This window comes from Sediminibacillus albus (genome assembly GCF_900101125.1).
GTDB classification, from domain to species: domain Bacteria; phylum Bacillota; class Bacilli; order Bacillales; family Amphibacillaceae; genus Sediminibacillus; species Sediminibacillus albus.
On sequence record NZ_FNFL01000001.1, the window covers coordinates 1,015,167 to 1,038,796 of the forward strand.

General features: G+C 41.1%; 20 protein-coding genes and 1 pseudogene. 6 read left to right on the forward strand and 15 right to left on the reverse strand.

Features of this window, described 5'->3' with window-relative positions; translation table 11 throughout:
• Positions 1 to 276: 276 nt before the first annotated feature.
• Entirely contained in the window at positions 277 to 2,517 is a 2,241-nt protein-coding gene (locus tag BLR93_RS05220; protein ID WP_093211865.1) for an MMPL family transporter, read from the reverse strand.
• A 128-nt stretch (positions 2,518 to 2,645) separates the two neighbouring features.
• Here BLR93_RS05220 and BLR93_RS05225 point away from each other — a divergent pair, with 128 nt between their 5' ends.
• On the forward strand, positions 2,646 to 3,281 hold the full coding sequence (locus BLR93_RS05225) for a TetR/AcrR family transcriptional regulator (protein ID WP_245690064.1): 636 nt from the start codon (positions 2,646 to 2,648) through the stop codon (positions 3,279 to 3,281).
• A gap of 129 nt (positions 3,282 to 3,410) precedes the next feature.
• Here the strand turns inward: BLR93_RS05225 and copZ are convergent, their stop codons facing one another.
• From copZ to BLR93_RS05240, 3 genes are read right to left on the reverse strand one after another with little or no spacing between them, the layout of a single operon-like run.
• The gene (copZ, locus tag BLR93_RS05230) at positions 3,411 to 3,614 is read right to left on the reverse strand and encodes a copper chaperone CopZ (protein WP_093211869.1); all 204 of its coding nucleotides are present in this window, start codon (positions 3,612 to 3,614) and stop codon (positions 3,411 to 3,413) included.
• A 25-nt stretch (positions 3,615 to 3,639) separates the two neighbouring features.
• Positions 3,640 to 6,027, reverse strand: a complete 2,388-nt coding sequence (locus tag BLR93_RS05235; RefSeq protein ID WP_093211871.1) for a heavy metal translocating P-type ATPase — start codon at positions 6,025 to 6,027, stop codon at positions 3,640 to 3,642.
• Positions 6,028 to 6,041: 14 nt separating this feature from the next.
• Complete coding sequence (locus tag BLR93_RS05240) at positions 6,042 to 6,344, reverse strand: metal-sensing transcriptional repressor (RefSeq protein ID WP_093212386.1); 303 nt, start codon at positions 6,342 to 6,344, stop codon at positions 6,042 to 6,044.
• A gap of 171 nt (positions 6,345 to 6,515) precedes the next feature.
• Here BLR93_RS05240 and BLR93_RS05245 point away from each other — a divergent pair, with 171 nt between their 5' ends.
• Positions 6,516 to 6,842, forward strand: a complete 327-nt coding sequence (locus BLR93_RS05245) for a four-helix bundle copper-binding protein (protein ID WP_093211873.1) — start codon at positions 6,516 to 6,518, stop codon at positions 6,840 to 6,842.
• A 92-nt stretch (positions 6,843 to 6,934) separates the two neighbouring features.
• Here the strand turns inward: BLR93_RS05245 and BLR93_RS18485 are convergent.
• Positions 6,935 to 8,234: pseudogene (locus tag BLR93_RS18485) on the reverse strand (globin-coupled sensor protein).
• 246 nt (positions 8,235 to 8,480) lie between these two features.
• Between BLR93_RS18485 and BLR93_RS05255 the strand changes: the two are divergent.
• Positions 8,481 to 9,563 (forward strand): DNA alkylation repair protein, encoded by a 1,083-nt coding sequence (locus BLR93_RS05255; protein WP_093211875.1) that lies wholly within the window; start codon positions 8,481 to 8,483, stop codon positions 9,561 to 9,563.
• Between the two features lie 247 nt (positions 9,564 to 9,810).
• Here BLR93_RS05255 and BLR93_RS05260 read toward each other — a convergent pair whose 3' ends face one another.
• From BLR93_RS05260 to BLR93_RS05285, 6 genes are all read right to left on the reverse strand, one after another.
• On the reverse strand, positions 9,811 to 10,899 hold the full coding sequence (locus BLR93_RS05260) for a threonine aldolase family protein (protein ID WP_093211877.1): 1,089 nt from the start codon (positions 10,897 to 10,899) through the stop codon (positions 9,811 to 9,813).
• A gap of 205 nt (positions 10,900 to 11,104) precedes the next feature.
• Positions 11,105 to 11,857 carry an ABC transporter ATP-binding protein gene (locus BLR93_RS05265; protein WP_093211879.1) on the reverse strand — a complete coding sequence of 251 codons (753 nt, stop codon included), beginning with the start codon at positions 11,855 to 11,857 and terminating at the stop codon, positions 11,105 to 11,107.
• Positions 11,857 to 12,921, reverse strand: coding sequence for an ABC transporter permease (locus BLR93_RS05270; protein ID WP_093211881.1), 1,065 nt, complete (start codon positions 12,919 to 12,921; stop codon positions 11,857 to 11,859). The genes BLR93_RS05265 and BLR93_RS05270 overlap by 1 nt, the downstream gene beginning before the upstream one ends.
• A 19-nt stretch (positions 12,922 to 12,940) precedes the next feature.
• Entirely contained in the window at positions 12,941 to 13,594 is a 654-nt protein-coding gene (locus tag BLR93_RS05275; RefSeq protein ID WP_093211883.1) for a permease prefix domain 1-containing protein, read from the reverse strand.
• Positions 13,584 to 13,937 (reverse strand): PadR family transcriptional regulator, encoded by a 354-nt coding sequence (locus BLR93_RS05280; RefSeq protein WP_093211885.1) that lies wholly within the window; start codon positions 13,935 to 13,937, stop codon positions 13,584 to 13,586. The genes BLR93_RS05275 and BLR93_RS05280 overlap by 11 nt, the downstream gene beginning before the upstream one ends.
• Before the next feature lie 155 nt (positions 13,938 to 14,092).
• Positions 14,093 to 14,587 (reverse strand): GNAT family N-acetyltransferase, encoded by a 495-nt coding sequence (locus tag BLR93_RS05285; protein WP_093211887.1) that lies wholly within the window; start codon positions 14,585 to 14,587, stop codon positions 14,093 to 14,095.
• Positions 14,588 to 15,295: 708 nt separating this feature from the next.
• On the opposite strand from BLR93_RS05285, the gene ymzB reads away from it, so the two are divergent.
• Positions 15,296 to 15,655, forward strand: a complete 360-nt coding sequence (ymzB, locus tag BLR93_RS05295; protein ID WP_093211891.1) for a protein YmzB — start codon at positions 15,296 to 15,298, stop codon at positions 15,653 to 15,655.
• Between the two features lie 101 nt (positions 15,656 to 15,756).
• Here the strand turns inward: ymzB and BLR93_RS05300 are convergent, their stop codons facing one another.
• The gene (locus BLR93_RS05300) at positions 15,757 to 16,590 is read right to left on the reverse strand and encodes an alpha/beta hydrolase (RefSeq protein ID WP_093211893.1); all 834 of its coding nucleotides are present in this window, start codon (positions 16,588 to 16,590) and stop codon (positions 15,757 to 15,759) included.
• Between the two features lie 208 nt (positions 16,591 to 16,798).
• Between BLR93_RS05300 and BLR93_RS05305 the strand changes: the two genes are divergently transcribed.
• Positions 16,799 to 17,959: an MFS transporter gene (locus tag BLR93_RS05305; protein WP_093211895.1), complete on the forward strand. Its 1,161-nt coding sequence runs from the start codon at positions 16,799 to 16,801 to the stop codon at positions 17,957 to 17,959.
• A gap of 79 nt (positions 17,960 to 18,038) precedes the next feature.
• Here the strand turns inward: BLR93_RS05305 and BLR93_RS05310 are convergent, their stop codons facing one another.
• Positions 18,039 to 18,776, reverse strand: coding sequence for a nucleoside triphosphate pyrophosphohydrolase family protein (locus BLR93_RS05310; protein ID WP_093211897.1), 738 nt, complete (start codon positions 18,774 to 18,776; stop codon positions 18,039 to 18,041).
• A gap of 628 nt (positions 18,777 to 19,404) precedes the next feature.
• On the opposite strand from BLR93_RS05310, the gene BLR93_RS05315 reads away from it, so the two are divergent.
• Complete coding sequence (locus BLR93_RS05315; RefSeq protein WP_217629273.1) at positions 19,405 to 20,115, forward strand: polymorphic toxin type 44 domain-containing protein; 711 nt, start codon at positions 19,405 to 19,407, stop codon at positions 20,113 to 20,115.
• A gap of 248 nt (positions 20,116 to 20,363) precedes the next feature.
• Here the strand turns inward: BLR93_RS05315 and BLR93_RS17715 are convergent, their stop codons facing one another.
• On the reverse strand, positions 20,364 to 20,675 hold the full coding sequence (locus tag BLR93_RS17715) for a hypothetical protein (RefSeq protein ID WP_139184391.1): 312 nt from the start codon (positions 20,673 to 20,675) through the stop codon (positions 20,364 to 20,366).
• A 731-nt stretch (positions 20,676 to 21,406) separates the two neighbouring features.
• The gene (locus BLR93_RS05325) at positions 21,407 to 22,915 is read right to left on the reverse strand and encodes a right-handed parallel beta-helix repeat-containing protein (RefSeq protein WP_093211900.1); all 1,509 of its coding nucleotides are present in this window, start codon (positions 22,913 to 22,915) and stop codon (positions 21,407 to 21,409) included.
• Positions 22,916 to 23,630: the final 715 nt, after the last annotated feature.

Sequence of the window (23,630 nt, forward strand, 5' to 3'; positions counted from 1 at the left end):
TCCTTTATTTCCAGGGAGGCTGAGGCCGTGCCAACGGAAAGCGAAGTACTCTGCCGGCGCAAGTTACGCACTGAACCTTGTTAAAAGGAAGAAATAGAGTTGTCTGTGTCCGCAGGTTATCTTAAACATTCGAAAAGGAAAATCGAACGAGCTCGAATCCTAAGGATTTCGAATCATCGTTCGATTTTTGCTTTAGCCGCTATCCTTTTGTCCCAACCTCTGAAAATCTCAGCCTATTAAGGATAAGGATGCGGCTTATCCTTAAAGTACAGCAAATTACTGTGAACCTTTCTCCTTGTCCGTGGCTTCTTTTTTCCATAATGCCCCAGGCCAAAAAGCATATTTGCCAAGGACAGTGGTGATTGCCGGTACTAGTAAAGGCCTTACGATAAAGGTATCCAATAAAACACCGATAGCTGTTACAGCTCCAAATTGGACAAGCACTTGCATCGGCATTACTGCCAACACCGAAAAGGTCCCTGCCAAAATCAATCCTGCCGAAGTGATTACACTGCTGGTTTCGCCAACCCCTTCAGCAATCGCTTGTTTCAACGGCATCCGTTTACGGTTTCTCCATATGCTCGAGATCATAAATATATTGTAATCACCGCCTAGTGCTACTAAGAAAACAAACGCGTATAACGGGATTAACCCCTGCATGGCAGCTTCACCCATCAAATAATGAATCAGGAGCCATCCTAAGCCTAATGCAGACAAGAAAGATAGGACAACCGTCAGCAACAAATAAGCCATGGCGGTAACAGAACGCAAATATACAAGCAGCAAAGCAGCTATTATCACTAAAATTACAGGAATAATGATATTCTGGTCGCGGCTTGTTATTTCTTCGGTATCATACAAGCCAGCTGTTTCTCCTCCTAGCCACACTTGCTCTTCAGCACGGTTGGCACCAGCTTGTTTAAGGGCTGCGACAGCTGCGACAGCAGCTGCCTTGAGCTCTGGAATCGTCTCCACAGCTTCGGTTGAATATGGGTCAATCGCTAACGTGACAGTATATTGAACGAAATTTGGATCCTTTACACCCGCTTCCGGTTCACTGACACTTTCCACATGTCCCAGCGAAGAAAGGGCATTTTTCAAGTCGATTTTTTCTCCTCTTGTATCTATAATCAGCTGGACCGGAGCTATTTCCCCTTCAGGATAATGCTCAGCAATGATGGAAAACCCTTCCCTTGACGGCATATCTTCCGGAAAAGAGTCCAGCACGCCGTAAGTATAATCAATTTTCGGCACTAACGCAGCCAGCCCTCCTAAGAAGATAATACAACTAATAATGATGGGCCATGGCTTCTCGATCACCAGCCGGCCTGCCGCTCTGCTAAAACGGCTTCTGCTATTCTGCTGACGGACAGGCTTGCCTTTCTTTTTCTCTAAATCGTCTGCCATTTTTTCAGTTCTAGGTATAAATGGGAAAAATGCCATTCTGCCAAACAGTGCCAAAATGGCAGGCAGGAGCGTCAGGACTGCGACACACATAATGACTATCGCCAGACTAAATGGCACGGCAAACCGGTCATAGGATGCATACTGTGCGAGAGACAAGGTTAACAAACCTACTGCCGTTGTTAAGGCGCTCATCATTATTGCCCCGCCTGAATTGGCGATTGCCAACTGCAATGCTTTATACTTATTTGGCTCCAAATGTAATTCATCTCTGTACCTGGATACGAGAAACAAGCAATAATCGGTACCCGCCCCAAATAACAGCACCGTCATGATGGAAACCGCCTGGGCATCGACAACAATCCATTCTTCCCTGGCCATAAATCCAAGCAGCGGACTGAGTAAACCATAGGCAAATCCTACCCCGATCAATGGCACAACCGCCAATATCGGTGAGCGGTATAAAACGATAAGTAACACCAGTACAAGTAATACAGTTGCAATAAGTAACGTAATATCAGCCTGGCTGAACAATTCCGTTGTATCTGTCTGGATCCCTGCTGGACCAGTAAAGCGGAGGTGCAGCCCTTGTTCGGATAAATTCCGGCCAAGAACGTTTTCTTCCGTGAGGTTAGCAAGTTTTCTTTCTAATGCTTCCAGTGAATTTTGCAATTCTTCCGTTGATGAATTATCTTCAAAGAATACCGGAGTAGTTAGGGCCATACTGTCTTCTGACGTGGATTCCTGCAATGCCTGAATGGGCATATCGGCAAAATCCGGAACCATCGATTGATGAGCGAGCGGCAATTTTTTCAGCTCTCCATACAAGTCTTGGACCACTTGGATATCCGCATTAGTTAATCCGCCGTCCCGGTACCATACCAGTAACAGCGGGACACCGGAATCATCAGGGAATTGCTCTTCTGCCAGCCTAGCCGCTTCGACTGACATAGCTTCCGCTGGAAGTAAATTGTTAGAACCTGCCTCTTGATCGTTCACCTGGGGCCAAATTGATGACAAAAGAGCAACAAGCAGAAGCCACACGGCCAAAGTCATCCACCTGCTTTTAGATCGTGCAGCTATAGTTGCCAAACGACGCAAAAAATTATTCATTAATAATCCCCTTCTCCCTTGTTCCCATAATTATATATACTGGTTAGTTAATTTTCAACACTTTCATTAATGGACAACTTGTATCTATGGTATACTTGCACGAAACAGCGTACAAGGAGAGAACAAGTTTGACAGCCAACAACAAACGTCCGCTGGGCAGGCCTCGTTCCAGCGAACAAAAACAACCAACCAATCAAAGCATCCTGGCAGCGGCTACCGACCTTTTTTTAGCGAATGGCTACCAGGAAGTTTCTGTTGACGACGTCGCAGCTGCTTGCAATGTCACAAAGGCGACGGTTTATTATTACTATTCCAGTAAAGCAGCGTTATTCACAGAAACCATTGTCCAAATGATGTTCCGGATTCAGGCCCAGATGGAAGCTATCCTGCAGGAAAAAGCTCCCTTGCGTAACCGGCTACTGCAAGTTGCAGAAGCCCATCTGGAAGCGACTGTCGATATTGATTTAGACAGCTTTATGCGGGAGGCCAAAAACGCCTTGACAGAGGAACAAATCAAAAAAATGCAAGCAGCCGAAGAAAAGCTTTATGAGGCGATTGAACAGGCATTTACAGAGGCAATGGACAAAGGGGAAATTAGGAAAATAAATTCAACGTTTGCAGCCCATACGTATATTTCCTTATTACGGGTGGGTAATTACCGTGATGCTGATGACGAGCCGATTTTCCCGACTGTCCAGGTAACAGCGGAACAGATTATCGCCTTTTTATGGAATGGGCTTTTTACGGAGAAATTTGAGCTGTAAGCATACTGCCAAGCCGTATTTTCTTCAAAATAGAAGAATGTAATAACAAAAAAAACAGTGCCAGTTAACTATCCGCGGTTACCTATCCCTGGATATCAACTGGCACTGTTAATTTAGAATTTCTCTACATTAAGCTACATCATATCCTTGCTCTTCCACAGCTTCACGCATGTCTGTCAAGGTTACTTGTGATTCATCATAGGAAACATCTACTTTACCGGTAGCTAAGTCTACCTCTGCATTTTGCACCCCTGCCAGTCCTTCTAAAGCACCTTTTACTGATGACTGACAATGGCCGCATGTCATTCCTTTAACTTCTAGAGTAGTTTTCACAATAACTTCTCCTTTCTTGATTCCGTTATATTTTTACTCGCTTTAACCGGAGCGAATTGGTAACAACGCTAACCGAACTTAATGCCATGGCACCGCCGGCAATCCATGGAGCTAACAATCCAATTGCAGCAATCGGTATTCCTGCGCTATTATAGGCAAAAGCCCAAAATAAATTTTGCCTGATATTTTTAATCGTAGCATGGCTTAGCTTGATAGCTTTAGGAATTAACAATAATTCTCCGCCGAGGATCGTGACATCTGCTGCTTCAATGGCAATCTCTGTTCCCGTGCCAATAGCAATTCCAATGTCCGCTGCAGCTAATGCTGGTGCATCGTTAATCCCGTCGCCCACCATCGCTGTTTTTTTGCCTTGCAGCTGAATTTCTTTCACTTTTTCTGCTTTTTGCTCAGGAAGAACCTGTGCAATCACTTGATCAATACCGACTTGGTTAGCAATCGCCTTGGCTGTCCGTTCATTATCCCCTGTCAGCATGATTACTTGCAAATTCTGTGCCTTTAACTGTCTAACCGCTTCTGCTGCCGTATCTTTGATAGTATCGGCTACAGCAACAATTCCGCGGATTTCCCCATTAACAGCAATCAGCATTGCTGTTTTACCATCTTTTTCAAAAGTAGTCAAATCTGCTTCTGTATGACTGAAATGAATGTTATTTTCTTTCATTAATTTTCTGGTCCCTACAAGTACTTGGTTACCAGCAACCATCGCTCTTATACCGTATCCGGGTATGGCACTGAAAGCTTCCACATCGATTAGTTCAATCTCTTTGTTTGCGGCAAAAGATACGATTGCTTCAGCCAATGGATGTTCGGAGCCTTTTTCTGCGCTGGCTAATAACTGCAAGGTTTTTTGATCACCTGTAAAGTCGGTCACTTCTGGCTTGCCTTTTGTTAAAGTTCCTGTTTTATCAAAAATTATTGCGTCTAGTTGGTGGGTTCGTTCCAAATGTTCTCCACCCTTAAATAATATCCCGCTTTCGGCCGCCTTCCCTGTTCCTACCATAATCGATGTCGGGGTAGCCAATCCGAGAGCACAAGGACAAGCGATAACCAGAACCGCGATTGCTGCGACTAAGGCCGGTTCAAAGTTACCGGGCTGCACAACACTAATCCAGACAATAAAAGTGAACAGAGCGATTCCTACAACAATCGGTACAAAGTAGCCCGAAATGACATCTGCCAACCGCTGAATAGGGGCCTTTGAACCTTGGGCATCTTCCACCGCTTTGATAATTGATGCAAGAGCTGTATCTTTCCCTACCTTGGTAGCTTCCATCTCAACCGTGCCATTTTTATTAATAGTCGAACCAATGAACTGTGCTTTTTCTTCTTTTTCCACAGGCATCGACTCACCGGTTATCATCGACTCATCCACAGCTGTTCTTCCTTTAACTACAATCCCGTCTACGGGTATTTTTTCACCTGGTTTCACTACCAGACGATCGCCGACTATCACTTCTTCAACCGGTATCAGGCTTTCCTGGCCATCCCTAATCACACGTGCTTGCTTCGTTTGTAAGTTAAGCAGTTTCGAAATAGCAAGGGTTGTTTTGCTCTTGGCCCCTGTCTCCATGTATTTGCCGAGCAAAATCAATGTTATAAGAATGGCACTTGTTTCAAAATATAAATGCGGCATGTAGTCTGGATTACCGACAGTACGCATTGCTTCATATAAACTATAAAAATAAGCGGCACTCGTTCCTAAAGCTACTAACACATCCATGTTCGCTCCGCCGTTTCGCAAATTTTTATAAGCCCCAATGTAGAACTGCCAGCCTACCACAAATTGGACTGGAGTTGCCAATGCGAATTGGAACCAGGGGTTCATGAAAATGGCTGGAATGCTCATGTCAGCCAAATGAACAAACATTGTCATTATTAAGGGAGCAGACAAAAGAACTGAAATGGCCAATTTCATTTGCATTTGTTTAAGCTGTCTTTGTTTGTCTGTTTGCTTCTCCTGCTTATCTGCTTTCTCCTTGGCGTCATAGCCCAGCTTTTGAATGCTTGCGATGATATCTGCTTCTTCAATTAACCCGTTATTATATTCTACGGATGCACTTTCCGTCGTTAGGTTGACACTCGCCTGCTTAATGCCCTCCTGCTTGTTCAGCACCTTTTCTATTCGCGCCGAGCAAGCAGCACATGTCATTCCAAAAATATCAAATTCAGCCGTGTCTGTTTGTACACCATAGCCTAACTTTTCAATTTTTGCTGAAATATCCTGAAATGAAACGTCATCCGGATCATAAGAAACGTTCGCTTTTTCCGTCGTTAAATTAACCTGGGCTTCGACGCCCTCTAATTTATTTAAGACTTTTTCCACTCTTGTAGAACAGGCAGCACAAGTCATTCCAGTAACTCCAACCGTGAGATGCTGTTTTTTCTCGCTCATGTCCAACCCCTCCTTTACTTGGAAAACTGCTTCAACACTTCCATTAACTCATCAATCGCAGCTTCCCCTTCACCAGCTTTGACAGCATGGCTCACACAATGCTTCGTATGACGTTCAGCTACGGTGAAACCCACTTTTTTCAATGCGGCATTAATGGCACTGATTTGTACTAAGATATCCACACAATACCGATCTTCCTCGACCATCTTTTGAACACCGCGAACCTGCCCTTCAATCCGTTTTAACCGGTTCACAACCGCCTGCTTTTCTTCTTCCGTTCGAGGGGTTATCGGGTGATCATGCAAGTATTCTCCCATATAGATCACATCCTTTTTGTTTATACACACAATATACCCCCCTGGTGTATTTTTGTCAATTATTCCACCTTATCATCAATATAAAATTTATTTTGCTGATTGTGTTTATTTTAATAACCAGGTGGGAAGAGATTACTAATAAAATACTTACTTAAAATGGAGGTTTCCGAATTGGCACATGAAAAATACCAAGACTTAATTGAGACTTTACATGAATGCATGACAGAGTGTAATCATTGCTATACTGCCTGCTTTCAGGAAGAAGATGTAAAAATGATGGCTGACTGTATCCAGTTAGACAGGGAGTGCGCCGACATTTGCGCTTATTTTGAACAAGCTTTATCAAGAGACACTCCATTTGTCTCCGAATTAGCTTCTGTTTGCGCAAAAATATGCGAAGCGTGCGGAAACGAATGCAAAAAACATGAACATGACCATTGCCAACGATGCGCGGAAGCTTGCTTTAAATGCGCCGAGGCTTGTAAAACCGTTGCATAATAGTTGAATCTTACGCAGCAAGAAAGAAGCATGCACCAAAGGAAGAGGGGGCCCTCTTCTCTGGTGCATGCTTTTTTAATCGAGGTATCATTTTATTGTCTGGTTAAATCAACTAAACCATCAATAGAAACAGCTACATGGGATACGGCATTGTTCACTTCATCAAGACTGTTTTTAAATGTACCGATTTCTAATTCGATCGAATCACTTTGCTGTTTGCTTTGGTTCATCTTGGTCACAATAGTATCAAATACTTGGTTAATCTGTGTCAAATCATCGGTGCCGTCATGTATTAAATTCCTTACTTCTGTAATATAACATGACACACGGTGGATTTGCCCATCAGTTTTGCCAACTAGCTCCGAAACACTCGAGACAGATTTTGTTTCTTCAGCCAGCTTTCTGACTTCATCTGCAACCACCGTGAAGCCCTTACCATGCTCGCCTGCTCTGGCAGCCTCAATCGATGCATTCAAAGCTAGCAAATTGGTTTGCTCGGCAATACCGGTAACAATTGAAACTACCTCGCCGATCTGATTGGAGATTTCTAAAAGTCCCTGGGTCTCCTCTTTAATCTTATCCATTCGGTCATTGATATCTGTCATTTTATCCTGCTGGCCTTCCAAATCCTGTTTACCTGTTATCGACGTCTGCTCCACGTCTAACGATGTCTGTGTTCCTTTTTTCGATATTTCCAATATACCTTCTAAATTAGCCACCAGCTCTTGGATCGAGGCTGTCGTCTCTTCAAAAACAGCTGCCAGACCTTCTGAGGTGTCTTTAATTTGATGGTGCAGCTTGTCTTTTTCCTGCTCCTGTTTTTTTGTACATCTGCTCATTTTCCTGCTGGAACGCATCTAACACAAGCTGCTGCTCCAAGCTAAGAATCTTTGTAATGGCCTCCATTGCTTTAGTAGATTCTTCCTGTTGATGAATGTGTTTATTAATAAGAGCAATTAAAGATAACAATAAATCCTGAAAGGCGCACATATACCATTTAGGCAATAAACCTATTTTAAAATGGATATGGGCAATTTTCATTCGCTTATCGATAAATAATTGATCTATTCTTCCATCGAACATTTCCTGGATATGAACCATCAAGGTCTGCTTCAGCCTTTCCACAGAACTATTATCCTCTATGATGTTCATTAGCGAACCTTCATGTTCCAAATTCTTATAAAATTGACTTACGATACCTTCAATGTTTGCCTGTATGATAGGTTTTAAGGAAGCAAGCATTACCAAGTCTTCCTTTTGTAAGTTAATTATCTTTATTTGTTTGGATAACTCGCTGTTACTATCGATATTTATGTATGTGCTTTTTCCGATCTCTTCGTTGATAAAAGAAGCCTGCTGACCATTTTTTTGCTTTTTAAACAATAAATTCATTGACTGTCCCCCTATGTTTTCGCTATTCCTTTATACTATCTCCTATATATTTCCTATTTTTTTATATCGGTGAAAAAATATAATCGTGAAGAAAAAGGCGGCTAACGCAGTTATAAATTCTAGTATTGTCGTTCTCTTAGTAACCAATGGAAGCAAGTAATGTTAAAATAGTGGTAATCGATCTTTTTTGTAACCTGCATCTCTTCGGCTACATCAAAAAAATACTTTTTACAGGAGAATAATCATATGGCAGACCAATTGAAGGCAATGTATAATGAAACGTTTCTTGGTGAATTTGCCAAGAAGGTAGAGAGCGTCTATCACTCTTTTGATAGAAAAGGATTTATTACAGCAGTACTTTCAGAGGATTGGGATCAGTTAGCTCTTAAAGCGAGAATGCGCAGGATCACTGAATCACTCGGCAAATTTCTTCCTCCATCCTACAAGGATGCCTTGAGCATTTTGTTCCAAATCGATGAGCAATGTATCGGCTTTCCTTATTTATTTTTCCCAGACTTTGTCGAGGTGTTCGGTCAAAAGGAGGAAAATTGGGAGCTATCCATCAAGGCTTTAGAGCGATTCACCAAAAGATCCTCTTCAGAGTTTGCCGTAAGGCCGTTTATCACCAAGCAGCCAGCGCGGATGATGGAGCAAATGAATCATTGGGCAACAGATTCAGATGAACATGTCCGGCGCCTGGCCAGCGAAGGATGCCGGCCGCGCCTGCCGTGGGGAGGAGTGCTTAACCAATTTACAGCAGATCCTGCGCCAATCCTACCGATTCTTAACCAACTAAGGGAAGATCCATCGCTTTATGTCCGAAAAAGTGTTGCCAATAACTTAAATGACATATCAAAAAACCACCCTGAGCTCGTTCTGCAAATTGCCCAAGACTGGTATGGGAAAAGTGAGCATACTAACTGGATTATTAAGCATGCCTGCCGCACGTTATTAAAGAATGGCCACAGGGAGATACTTTCGATTTTTGGCTATCAAGACGCAGAAACCATTGAAGTGCGCAGCCTACGATTAGAGAATAATTTGATCTCAATCGGTGAAGAATTGGCATTTTCCTTCGACCTCCATTCCGAAAAAACAGAAAAAGTAAGGATTGAATATGCCATCGATTTTATGAAAGCTAACGGGCAAAGCCGCAAAAAAATATTTAAAGTATCGGAAACTACCCTCACAGAAAAGCAAACCAAGTCCTATAGCAAAAAGCATGCTTTCAAAGATTTAACTACGAGAAAACATTATAAAGGAAAGCATTCGATTTCGATTATTGTAAACGGGGCAGTGAAGTCATCCCTCGATTTTCTGGTCGATTGACATCCCCTGAAAAGAAGTTGCGCCAATAGGATAGTGGCCAAAGCAAATAAAGGAACCATTTTCTGTGGGCTTGCGCTCTGCGGGGTCTCACCTAGGCCTTCCCTCCCGCAGGAGTCTCCGTGGATTTCCTTCTCTGAAAGTTTGCGTACTGTTTTCAGCAGTACACAAATACTTATGATTTACTTGAGCTCGCGGTGTACTCTCATATTGCAATTGGATGTATGGTGTGCCCTAACCTCTTTTTCATTTATTCGATTTTGCCCAATCGCTCATCAAGCAGCTTGAAACCTTTTTGCAATAGGTCCTTTGGGATTTGCTGGTACCGGTCACCGATACTTACCTCGAAGCTGCACGTCTGATTGCTTGTTGATTTAAGGTAACCGGTGATTCCTATACCTGTTTCCAAACAGATGGACGACAAGATTGGCTCAAGCTTCTCCCTTGCAGCCGAAAAATGGACATGAAACATATTGGATGTTGGCATGACAGGGGTTGTTGCAGATTTCCTACAGTCATTAAAAGCCAGTGCCAGTTCTTTTGCCTGATGGTAATACTCCGCCATATTGTCTTTTCTTTGTTCAAAATAGTGGTCAGCACTAATAATATATGGGTAAAGACTGATTATATCCCCGCCATGACGCCTCTTCCATATCTTCGACTGTTCTGTAAACACTTGATCGCCAGCCAAAATGGCACCGGCAATTCCGCCGATCCCTTTATAAAAGGAAAGATAAACGCTATCAAACAACCCACAAATCTCAGCAGCTGACTTTTGATAAAACGGAAGGATTTCCAGAAGCCTTGCACCATCGAGATGAAGCTTGATATTATTGTCCCCGCAGTATGTTGAAATAGCCTCCAAGGTTTGATATTCGGGCAGCTGTCCGCCAATTTCACGCTGCGGTAATTCGAGCAGCAAACATGCGATGTCCTTCCCCAAACTCACGACGTCCTCTAGTTCAATCACACGGGTTTCATCCGCTATTAAGATGGTTTCTATCTGGTGAAGTTTTTTTAATCCGTCTTCCTCATGAATTTCTAAATGGGACAGCGGATGATAAGCAACTCGTTTGATTCCTTTTTTGTCACACCAAATACGGAGGGCGATTTGCTGAGCCATGGTACCACTAGGAAAAAAAACGGCGGCTTCCTTTCCAAGATAATTGGCCATTTTTGCCTGGAAATTTTCAATCACTTCTCCCCTGCCATACATATCACTCGCCTGCTCATCGTCAATAGCAGTCAACGCCTGTTTTAAAACTCGCACATTTCTTTTGCTGTGGCCCGATAGATAATAGGTTGCATGCTTAAATGCTTCTGCCAGTGAATTGTTCATCCGCTATATTCCTTTCCGATAAAATCGTTTATTAGCGTCTCTTTTGTAGAGACTGCTCATCTAATAAATTATATCTGTTTTATTCCCGTATTTGTACTCCAGAATAGGGCTATTTGTTGATAGCCACAACTTTCATTAGGTATAATAAGAAAGAGAGAAGTGCGCCAACACTTCCCTCTACAACCCTGCCTTCAAGCAGGGCTTGTTATAACGTTTTATTTTTTTCTGGAAAGCCACCTTTTGCATGCAACGGCTCAGGGTGGTTTTCTACTGATAGCATAGATTCCTCACGAATTTGGCCATCTTCCATCCGGTAAATACGATCGCATAAATCCAGCATTCTTTCATCATGGGTTACCATAATTGCTCCCTTTTCCTTGCTTTTCACTTCTTTTAACAGCATTTCAACTACTTGTCTGCCTCGCTCCGAATCCAAGCTTGCAGTAGGTTCATCAGCCAATATTATTTCCGGGTCATTCATAAAAGCCCTGGCGATGGCTACCCGCTGTTTTTCCCCGCCTGACAGTTGGTGTACATGGCTTTTTTCCCGGTGGGCCAACCCTAGGTCATCAATAAGCCGGACAGCCTTATCCTTGTTTTGTTTGTTCCGTTTGCTGGCAATATCAGCAACAAGCAATAATTGGTCTTTCACTGTTAAATATGGAATTAAGTTGGCTGACTGAAAGATAAAACCAATCTTGTTTGAACGGACTTTCTTCAATTGCCTCGGCTTGTAACTAGAGATTTTTTCCTGATTAATCTTTACCGTTCCGCTTGATGGTGTAAGCAGTGCACCGATGATTGATAACAAGGTGCTCTTTCCCGAGCCCGAAGGACCAACGATAGCAACAAACTCACCCCTCTTGATTTCCAGCGATATATTTTCCAGTACTTTGACTGGCGTATCTCCGTCCATAAAGGTTTTAGAGATATTTTCCAGCTTCATGATAGCACGCATTATTCCACCCTCCCGATTGCTTCTAAAGCATCTACTTTGGCTGCCCTATAAACAGACAATAACGATCCGGTTAAATTAAGGGCCAAAAACAGTGCCCCGGTAAATGCAATTAGTGAAATGGATATTTCAAATGGCATCTCTGCAGGTATCACCTTTGTCATTCCGGTTATCCCGAGCAGGCTTAAGCCTAAACTAAGTGCTGTGATTAAAACGACTTGGATGATCATACCTTTGGCAATAAACTTCGTATCAGCTCCAATTGCTTTTAAGATGCCAAACTGATTGGTTTTCTGGATCGTTATTACATAGAAAAAAACGGTAGAAACAAAGGCAGAAATGATAAACAGAAATGTAATCATCATTAGTAACGAACCTTGGGTTTCAGAATAACCAGGCATGGCACTAACTGTTTCGTCGATTGTCAGGGCTTCCAGCTCATCAAAGCCAGCCTTTTCTCCATCATACAAAACTGCCTGGCTTACCTCCTGATCGGTTAACTCGTTTTCATGCCAGTGCGTTAGACTGGTATAAACAACCGGCAAATGGCTGTATGTTTGATTTTCGAAGAAACCGGCAATTTTAAATTCCGTATCGAGATTTTCATCCTTCAGGGTGTCATTTAATGAGTAGCCCTGATCTTTAATAGATTCATCAACGATTACTTCCTTTCCGCTGATTGCTCGCACCGATTTACCTTCGATCACTTCTGGCATTGTTAGACGATCTGTATTCAAGGCAAAATAGACAATGTCTGTCGAACGGCTGTCTTGTTTCACTGTCGACATAGTAATCGTTAATGGTGTCGCCTGATCGTGATTGACCTTTTCATAAACCATTTGTTTTTCCGCTTCCGTGATTTGCGACTTTGTGATATTCCCTTCCGCCTCCTCATTCATCACGACATAGTCGGCAGGCAGGTTTTTCAAGGAGGAACTATCCGCATTCGACAGACCGCTGGCAAGGCCATTTACGAAAAACAGCAGAAATAAAATGGCAGTTAAAATGATTGTAACCAGGATATACTTCAATTTCGAATAGCCCAGTTCTTTAAAAGCTAAAAACATAGACGCAACCTCCTTCCTATTATTTTCTCCGGTCTCTCGTTGTAAAAAGAAGACCTAACAGCAATCCAATCCCAGCTATTAAAAATACCATCATCGAACTAATCGCAACGTACACCTCTTCTGTTGCAAAGCCAGAAGTAAATGCTACGAACAAGCTGAATAAAATCAGCCCTGAGGCTAAGGCATATAAGGCAGCTCTGATTTTATTCATGGCATACTTTTTACTGGTTTCTCTTGTTAAAAGGCTATACGTTATAACGGCACCACCGATCACAATGAAAATAGCTGGGCCAGTAACAGCTTCCATAGGCAAACTCATAAAATACAGCATCGATGTCGTCAACGCTCCAAATAGGATTAACAGGATCCCGACAATCAAGCCGGCAGTCGAGATACGTGCAGTCATGGTCGAATAAACCGATTGCTTCGCTTTGTCCTGGCCAATCTCCCGCATATCGTCCACAAGCCCGCTAAGATCCCCCATGGAACTAACGGCCGCTTTAAAGGCTTCATCCTCTCCCATCCCTGTTCTCTTATAATCATTTATTTTTTCTTTCAAATTGGTGGTCAACTCCTCCTTCAACTCAAACAGCTGCTGGCTTTGACCAACGCCGGCAAACAAATTGTCCACGTATGCTTTTACCTTTTGATCCAGATTTTTATTATTTCTCATCTGTATCAATACCTCCTTCAATCAATTTATTTAGTACATTTTTGGCGAACTTCCATTCCTTCTTGTTTTGCTGGTAACGCTCTAATCCTTCTTCGGCTATCCGATAATATTTTCGTCGTCCGCCCTGGGTTTCATCTCCCCAATAGGAAACAATATAACCTTCTTTTTCCAACCGCCGAAAAGCCGTGTACAACGTTGCTTCCTTCAATTCATACTGGTTGTTGCTCAATTCAATGATCGTTTTATAAATCTGATAGCCATAACTATCGCCTTGCCGAAGAACATTTAAAATGATCGTATCCGTATGGCCGCGGATTAAATCAGTTGAAATTTTACTTCCCAAAATAGCTCACCTCCTGAAATATAATTTACAACACATTACTTTGTCTGTCAATGTAATATGACACAAACACTAAACCGCTGAATTCTGATAAAAAGCCCTTTTATACAAAAAAGCGAATTTACCCAGTTGGGTAAATTCGCTTTAATTTTCCAGTATTAATATAACCAATAAATCGAATCATCGGTTGTTATTGTCTGCTGAAAGCCTATTTTCTCTAAGGTGCGGATCGAAGCGATATTGTCCGGATCACAGCTCGCCATTACCTTCTTAACATCCGGCTGGTCCAATGCCCATTCTACCATCGCTTTGCCCATTTCCGTTGCATAGCCTCTGCCACGATAACTAGGAACAATACTGTAACCAATATCTACAATACCTTCCCCATTTGGCCCACCTTTAAAGCCCATATCGCCAATAATCATATTTTCCGATTTATCAATGATAACCCCTTCCCAGTTGTTTTCCGCTGGAAACTTGCGAAATCTATCGATCTTATAAGGGAAAAACTGTTGATAGACATCCAACGGCCACTCAGGAGATACCTTGTAGGGAACAGTTTTTTCTAGAGCTGCTGCTCCTTTACTCACAGCTTCCATCATATCAATTGTCAATGTTTGCATTTGCAGTCTTTCTGTCGTAAACGCTGGCATTTTATCTCACCTCTCAAACTTTTATGTAAATGAAACCCTTTTAAAATTAGGTAAGGATAGGAATCTAGTTGTTCACATGAATCCATCTCTGTACCTATCATCTTATCTACCGATTCCATAGCATGTAGTAATCGTTAGAAAAAGGAGGAATAGTTATGACTTGTTACAGTACATGCCAGCCAACATGCTCACAGGAATGCCCACCTAAACAGCCGGAGTGTAACAATGGTTCCTGGCTATGGATAATCACCGTTTTTTTAGTTTTCTTCATTACTGCGGCTATTTGTTTATTCGGTTTACTATTTTACCTTATTCATCAGTGTACTTTATCAAAATAAGAGATTTCAGGAAGTACGCTTGATCGTACTTCCTTTCCATACATAACTTGGTCGTCCAATCCTTTAAAGGTTCTTTGCCATCTTTCTTTGTCCCTAGTTTAACAGGAGAAACTTGTTTTAAAAATAACGAAGTGCACTTTGAATTATCTTTTACAAGCGGAAGGAAGATGGACAAAAAATCCAAGAAAATTTTAGTGGCGTTTTTTCGCAATCATTTACTAACAATTATAGCCTCCCTAACTTGTCTATCAATTGGGGCGGCTATTTTACTATTTTATTCTGATGGCTAAGGTCAGCTTCCCATTCTGTACTTTAATTACCCTGTATCTTTCCATCGGTTTTGGAAATCCTAAAGGCAGGAGGGATGATGATGGCACAGCAATTGTTAACGATTGAAGAGTTTAACAAACTTCTGCAGCAATGGAATGGCAAAATGATTAAGGTATCGAAACAGGAACTGGACGACTATGATGAGTCGGTCTTACAGTTACATTCAGTTTCCTATGGGAGAAATACAAGAAGAATCGATGATTACCAACCAATGCACACATTGCAATTAAATGGAGATGGAAAGATGCTGACCGATGCAGAGAGCTCTCAACCGTTGCCGGATCAATTGTATGAAATACCGATTGAAGATTCAACTTTGTACCAATTTGACGAGTCGCAGTTTTCATTAACAACTGATAGAGGGACTTATACGATTGAGATAGCCTCTGAATTGGAGTAGCATTACATAAATAAAAAAGCAGAAGAAAAGAATAAGCTAGCGTTGACAGACGCTTATTCTCAGATAAGCGGCACTTATATTTATTGGGTGCCTTGATCCATTCAAGTATTGATTGACTTTTTCAGCCAATTTACAGCTAAATCAAACCAGGGCTCACAGTATTCATTTTCCTGCTCTTTTGTTTGTGATGAAACAGACGTACTTAATGCCAGCCCATGGACACCACTTTCAAAAAAGTGCGCTTCATGGGTCACGCTTTTGTCTCGAAGGGCCATCATTAACTTCAATGAATTATCTACAGGTACAGAAGCGTCATCCACCGTATGCCAAATAAACGTTCTTGGCATCGACTCAGGTATAAATTGGTCAGGAAGTGTTAATCTCTCTTTCACCTGCTTATCAAAATCGTTACCGAATAAATCGGCCATTTTCTTGTCCTTATCCGCCTGATTCGGCCAACCATAAGTAAAATTAATGACTGGATAGCACAGCACTAAATGATTGAAACGCAAGGACTCTTTGTAAACATCTAGTAAATTCGCTATCCATTCTCGTTCTGTGGCAAATGTGCATGCTAAATGACCACCGGCCGAAAAACCCGTCAAAACAATATTAGCTAGATCGACATGCCAGGCTTCTGCATTTTCTCTGATCCAAAGAATCGTCTGCCCCAATTCTTTGTGCGGAGCCGGAAACAAGGGTTTCTCAGAAATACAGGTATATCTCAATATCACCACATGAAACCCTTCTGAAAAATATTTTAATGCAACAGGATCGGCCTCCCGGTCCGAAGTATGGCGATAGCCCCCACCTGGACAGACAACAACAACAGGTCTTTTCTCCCCTGTTTTAAAATGCTCAGAATCCTCCCATAGATACGCAGCCGCATAAGAAGTGTTTAACTTTGTTTGAAATGTCCGTTTTTCCACTCTCATCCTTTCAACCCTCCCATGTTCTGTCTCACCCGAAACCCAGTTATGGATTGTAATTTAAATATAACTGATCGATTGCCTTTTCACACGCACTTACATACTTTTAGCATTTAAACGGAATGATTTCACTGGTAGCCAACCAAAACTGTATCTAATCGTAGCTCGTCTATTTTTAAACTTCTGGACATACATTGATTCCGAGGTGAAAAAAATGAGAAACGCAACTGCAGAAAAATGGCATATCTTTGTCATCCTGTTTTTTATTAGTCTGATCATGAGGATACAACTACCTGTTTTCACACCATATGCAGCAGCATTTGGTGCATCTAGTGTTTTCATAGGAATCATCTTAAGTGTCACTTCGTTCACTAATTTATCCGGGAATTTACTCGCCGGACCACTGGTTGACCGTTTTGGCAAAAAACTTTTCATCGCTCTTCCGATATTTGCTTCAGGTGCGCTGTTTATCGCCCATGGTTTTGCTTCTGATGCTGCTGACTTGCTATTGTTGCATGGACTGAACGGATTTGCGCTGGCATTCTTAATTCCTGCGGCTTTCGCCCTGCTGTCAGGATATGCGAATAATAGTCGGCAGCAGGGAAAAAACATGGCAGTCAACGGGATTTTATCAACCATAGCTAGTATTGCTGCTCCGTTAATTGGCGGGAAAATGGTTGTTTTGATTGGTTATCAGAACACCTACTTCTTTATTGGATCAGCAATGGTTTTCACTGGTATGTACTCGATCAAGTATTTAAAAGAAAGAGAAGACGTTATTTCTGTAAAGCAGCAGCAAAAATCGATGAGTCCTGGAACGATAATCATGGTCCCCAATTTGGTTATTGTTTACTTGATCGGCTTTGCTGTTATGTATATCCATGGAGTACTTATTTACGAAATTCCTTACTTAGCTGTTGAAAAAGGACTATCCACATTTCATACAGGCCAATTACTAAGTTTTATGGGCATCGGAACATTGTTCACACTGTCCTTATTTTTCATCCATCGCTTTTCTCCTCTTAAACGGCTTATGATTGGCTTGTTTGGTATGACCATTACCCTGTTTGGCTTATTCAGTTCCCCGCTCCCTTTACCGATGTTATTATTTTTAATCGGTATATTCTCTGGTCTCATAATGCCAGCAATGGCCACTGCACTTACTGAAAATATCCCAAAAGAGGCGCATGGAAGGGCCTTTGGGTATATGTCAGCTATATACTCCCTGGGAATCATTAGCAGCTCATTTGTTACCGGCACTATCCGTGACATCATATCTCCCTATTTTATTGCTTTTCTGATCGGTATGAGCATCCTAACAATCGCCGGCTATACCAAATTACGTGTGAGCCACAACCACTTACAGCACATTTAAGGAATTAACCCAGCTGTGTTCTCAAGAATACAGCCGATAATAAAGAACAGGCAGCCATATTGAAAAGCCCTATCCTCTATTATGGCATGGAAAATTCAGACTGCAGCAAAATAAAAAAAGAATCTTTTACCGGGGAATGCCTTGGGTGGCCTTTTGAATAGAAAGAAGCAAAGGTTGTCAGGAAAAAGCGAATTCCGTTATATGAAAATTGCCGTTCTTCCCCTGATGTCTCTTTTGTCCGTATCTCCTGCCCAACAGGATTATGTTCAGATAAGAAAGACACCAATTTGCTTGCAGCGGTTTGCAATCCGTTTTCGTCATTTGCGAGACTTGTATCTTGAATCTCAAAAACATACCCATCCAGTCCCTCTGCTTTGGCACTCTTGGTAAATCTGAGAAAAGAGGGCAGACTGTGCGTCAAATTACTCTCAAAATCCCTATGTTCAATCCATTGGCAGCTCCCCCAGATTTTTTTCTTGTTAAGGCAATCATTCGTTTCGATAACAGTGTTAAATCTTTCAAGTGATAATTCAGTGACCGGATCATGTAAAGACATAAATCGGTTTTTATCCCTCTCTGCAGATTTTTCCAGTACCTTGTCCACGCTATCGAAAAGATTAATATGAAAAGAGTTCGCCAGCAATACCAAATGATATTGCAGACGGGAAACTTCCGTGCCTAAACACATTTCCGGTTCATTAGCCTTCTTTACTTTGTCTCCCTCATAGTGGTTAATAATCCTGGAGATCCTCCCACTAATGGCAGAGATGCGGAAAAACAATGTGTTTATATCTTTATCGCTATCGGCTTTCTTCAAGTTGGCTATCTTATTTGAATAACCGTATTTTAATAAAATATAAGATTCACCTTATCTCCCTTAATTGCCTAAAGGCATAAAGATTACCATCAAGGCAATTAAGTTCTTTTAGGGGGCTCGCCAACATTTCGGAAATTTTGTACGGTAAGCAAATTAAAATAAGAGAATTGCTTGTTATGTGTACGCTAAGGCTTTACCCAAAATATATTTAACCTTAATAATGGGAACTTTGATTTTGATAATGAGTTTTGGTGCTATAAATTAACTGATTTTAGGTCTTAAAAGACTTCGTTTATTCAAGCACCAAAAACGGTCATTATTGAGCCACTCCTTTTATATCAATAATGCCAGTCTTAACGTACAATTTTTCCGTTTTAGTCTGTACCCTTTTAGGAAACAAAGGTGTTCTTCTTATTTTGGCAGTGTGGTATGTCGCCAAGCCGAACATACCCAAAACGAGAGGAAGGTCCAAATTAAAAACTTTAATGAAATTATAAATATTACAGGAAAATTACAATTGATGTCGAAATATTAATACAACTCATAAAATGGAAGGGGGGAATGTCATACAACAAGATTTTACATATTTGTTTATAAGACATATCACAATTTTATTAAGGAGGTTTTTATGAAAAAAATTTTATTGATGTTCTCATTTGTAATATTAGTAGGATTGATTACAGGATTTAGTGGAAATAGTTCGAAGGTGCATGCTTCTGAGATGGGAAATTCAATAATGGCTGAAAGTGCCAATGGATTTGCCTATACTATGAAGAAGAATGCTCTTATTATGATGCAACGAAAACAAAATGATATTGATTTAGGTACTTATCCATACTACACTGGTAAGTATTTTGCAAGTAAGGTGAAATCAGGTGGAGATTGGGATTATAAGCGCACTTTCGGTTATTCGAATGGCTATTATTTTGATGGTAGATATATGACTGGCGAGGCACTAGGAAATATGCATTATGGTTTTACAGGGAGAGCTAGTGGTTTTTCGGAATATCTCCTTAGAACAGCTGCCGGAGCTGTTCAAATATATAGTGGTACAAGTCATATTGGTTGGTATGGTTCTTACTTTGATGATCCAAAAGATCAACACTATATAGAAATTGGCTTTAACTATTGGGGTTCGCCTAGTACACTGCCATCTAGTGTTAATTCTAATACTTCTGTTAAAAGTGATGACTTGAATTTAATGAACATGTCTCTTGAAAAAATGGAAGCGAATATAGATTTGCTAATGGAGAAACATTTTACAAAGCAAGAAAGACAAGAATTACAGAAAGAGTTTGATAAAATGGTTAAAAATGATCCAAAAAGGATTGCTAATTAATTGAAAAGGGGCTGTCCCATAAGTCTGTAATAGACTAATTGGGGCAGCTTATTTCTTTCGTTATTGTTGATACCGGAAAAGTGGGGCTGGGAAACATTCCCTTCCCAAATTGACAATTAACAATTCAAAAATCTTCTCTTTTACATACCAAAAAATCGCCTCATTCGTTATAATGTAAGCGACTAAACCAACAAAAAACGAAACTGGGCGATTTTTCATGAGACAAAGAGGCCTTTTGGACAGCCCCTTCATATGTTATCAATAAAATTGCCGAATAAGAAAATTGAAATAGCTATAATTGAAATTAAAAGAGTAATAACTATTACTGATAAGTTTATTATTACAGATTTCCCCTTTTTTGTTTTAAAAATCCCCAATACAGCTACAAAGAATGAAGCAATTGAAAAAGCAACTGTTATAATAAGAGGATGTATCCCTAAACTATTTACAGAAAATTCGTGGAATCCCTGCGAAAAAGCAGAAAATAAAAGAAGTAATAAACATATTATTAATCCAATAGTGCTAAAAAAAGTTGTATTTAATTTTATTTCTTTTTCCATTTTAGTTCATCTTCCCTTCATAAAGTTATTAAGTAATTCGTTAATTATCTTCAAATTCCCTCTGTTAAATCAAATTAAAATAAAAAAAGGGGAAAAGCTTTAAGCAACTTTAGCAGAAACGTAATTGATCTTTAGCTCTATCGTCATGTGTAATAAAACTCTTCTGTAAACTCCTTTTCACCATTCTAACGTATTTTTTCCCATCGTGTACATTGAATAAAAGTACATTCTCAGTTGACCAATTATGCATGATTTTATACATCCTTCATGGATCAAGGGTATTCCTTTCGGGATTCACCTCCAAAAATGCATAGATCTCAGCAAATTAAAATGGCTATACATTTTTGTATGGCCATTTTAATTTGGCAAAAATTCACCCTGCTGCGGAAACTTGTATTTGCACCTGGATGATGAATTTTTATTCGCCATTTTTGGCGAACCGGGTCTTGAATTGGTTCTTGAACTCCGCTATCACAATCTGATAGTCGGAGTTTTGGTTTCACCCTCGGAGAGCACACATATTGGCGACGAAGTGACAATATAAGAGTTAGCTTCAACCCAACAAAAGAAGTGGTGGAAATCTTAATATCTATCACGTTATCAACACTTCCTTGTTTATGTATTATTTTGGAAAATATTATATTTATACTATGGTTTAGTAAAGGAAATGTCAACGGCTTCGGAGCCGGCCGAAAATCCTAACTCTATCAAACTCTATACTCACATGGTATTCAAGAATCAGTAGCGTCGTAACTGACTAGTCCTTGAAAGTTGTTACCGTTTCTCGTTACGTTTTTACACGAAGCTGACACTTTCAAAACAGCCGCAGCTTTATTATCCTTCTTTTCATTACTGCAAGTATTGGCGCTAATATTCACACCGTTTACGTTTTTCGTAACTGCCATATGATAGATGTCCTTTTTGTTGTCCCGATTCACTTCCGCTATCGTGTTTCCAATGATGGACACCATCTCCAGGTGGTCGGAAACAACAATACCGCTGTAAGCTGCCTCCCGGACCATGTTACTTACTATATCGATGAAATATACCGAATCTGTTACTTTAACACCATCTCCCCCTGTATCCAGGATAACATTACTTGTAATCGTATAATGCTGGCCAGCACTGGCAGCTATCGCTGTTCCCCTAATATTCCTCAGGATATTATTGTTCACTTGCACCGCATCACCATTCCGAATGTAAATTCCCGAGAAAGCACTTGTACATACCGAATCAGAGATAATATTATTACTAATAGAGACATTTGATAATACCCCTGTTTTTTCACCGTTAATATTGATTCCATGGTTATACGCTAACCCACCGGAAATAATATTGTTAGAGATATCAAAGTTGTGGCAAGGCTGACTGCGGCCAGTCTGGCTGCCGGAAACATCCTTCGTGTCTTTCGGATCACTGACAGGGGCTGACACTACGTTGATGCCAGCTCCACAATGCTTGATCTGATTATGGTGGATGCTGACATCCTGCCAGTTGAATGCTCTAACCGCTTGCATTGTCAGGCCTTCAAAAATATTATTGGCAATAATAATATTTCTGTGCCACCTACCTATCGTTGAGGAATGGCTGCCAATTCCACGAGGCCAAACCTGGCTTCCGATTGTACTAGATGAACCGAAATAACAATCCATAATCCAAATATTTTCACATGGCGTATGATCATAAGAACCGAACGCCCCAAACGCCCAGGCCCCTTTCATCAAGTCAATTTGAACAGCTTCTGAAAAGTTACGGCCGCCAGAGTCAATAAAGCCAAGAAATTGGCAGCTTTTTATTTGAACATTCCTGCATCCACACACTTCAATGGCATGCGCACCAGCAACATCTCTGACTTCCATTTTTTCAAAGGTTATGTTTTCTCCATGGCCAATCGCAAAGCAATTGTGCATAACGGTTTGCTTTGTCCCGTTAAAATCCCAAATACCTCCTTCAAATTGAATATTAGAATTCCCGCCATAACCTTCGAATGAATCCGATGGGCGGCCGTTTGTTGCCAGGTAACCAGAATGGTCTCTAACTAATCTGGCATTAGCGGCGGCTATTATATGAGTATTGGAAGAAACATATAACGTCCTTTCCAATATATAGGTTCCCTCGGGAATCCAAACAGTTACTCCTGCTTGGCCTGGTATAGCTTCATCCAGTGCCGCTTGAATTGCAATAGCATCTTTTGTTTGTCCATCTCCAACCGCCCCATAATCTTCTACATTGATAAACATTTATTAACCCCCCCCCCGGAAAATTACCGCACATTTACCAAGCCTGTATAAATCCATCCACAATTTAAAGAACAATGATAAAGTGTCCTTCTAATAATTATTCATTTCAAACTTGATATACAACCATTCCTCACATTGGTTTGAACGGGAACACCAGTAAAGGTCTTTAATCACACGGACAGATTGCCGTAAACAAACATAAATCCACTTGCAAAAACCGAACGAGGTGCCGTAATGCATATATATGGTGATGTACCAGTAAATGGTTCCTTATTAGTATCGGATAAGCATTAGTACTGCGCTGCGGAAATACACTACGCTTTCCGCGGGCGGCTGGTGAGCCTCCTCGAGCTTGCGCTCTGCGGGGTCTCACCGAGGCCTTCCTCCCGCAGGAGTCTCCGTGGATTTCCCCCTCTGAAAGACTGCGTACTGTTTCTAACCGATAGTATGGTTTACTTGAAATCGCGGTCGTTATGCAAGGTAGTGAGAACAGCCCTATCATCGCAGCCAAAAATGGCTCCTTTATTTTCAAGGAGGCTGAAGCCGTCCCCACTGAAAGCGGAGTAATCTGCCTGCGCAAGTTTAAGCACCCAACCTTGTTAGAAAGAAGAAATAGAGTTGTCACTGTGTCCGCAGTTTAAAGGAAGCATTAGCAAAGAAAAATCGAACGAGTTCGAATGTTACTCGAATCTCGTTCGATTTTTGCTTTAGCCAC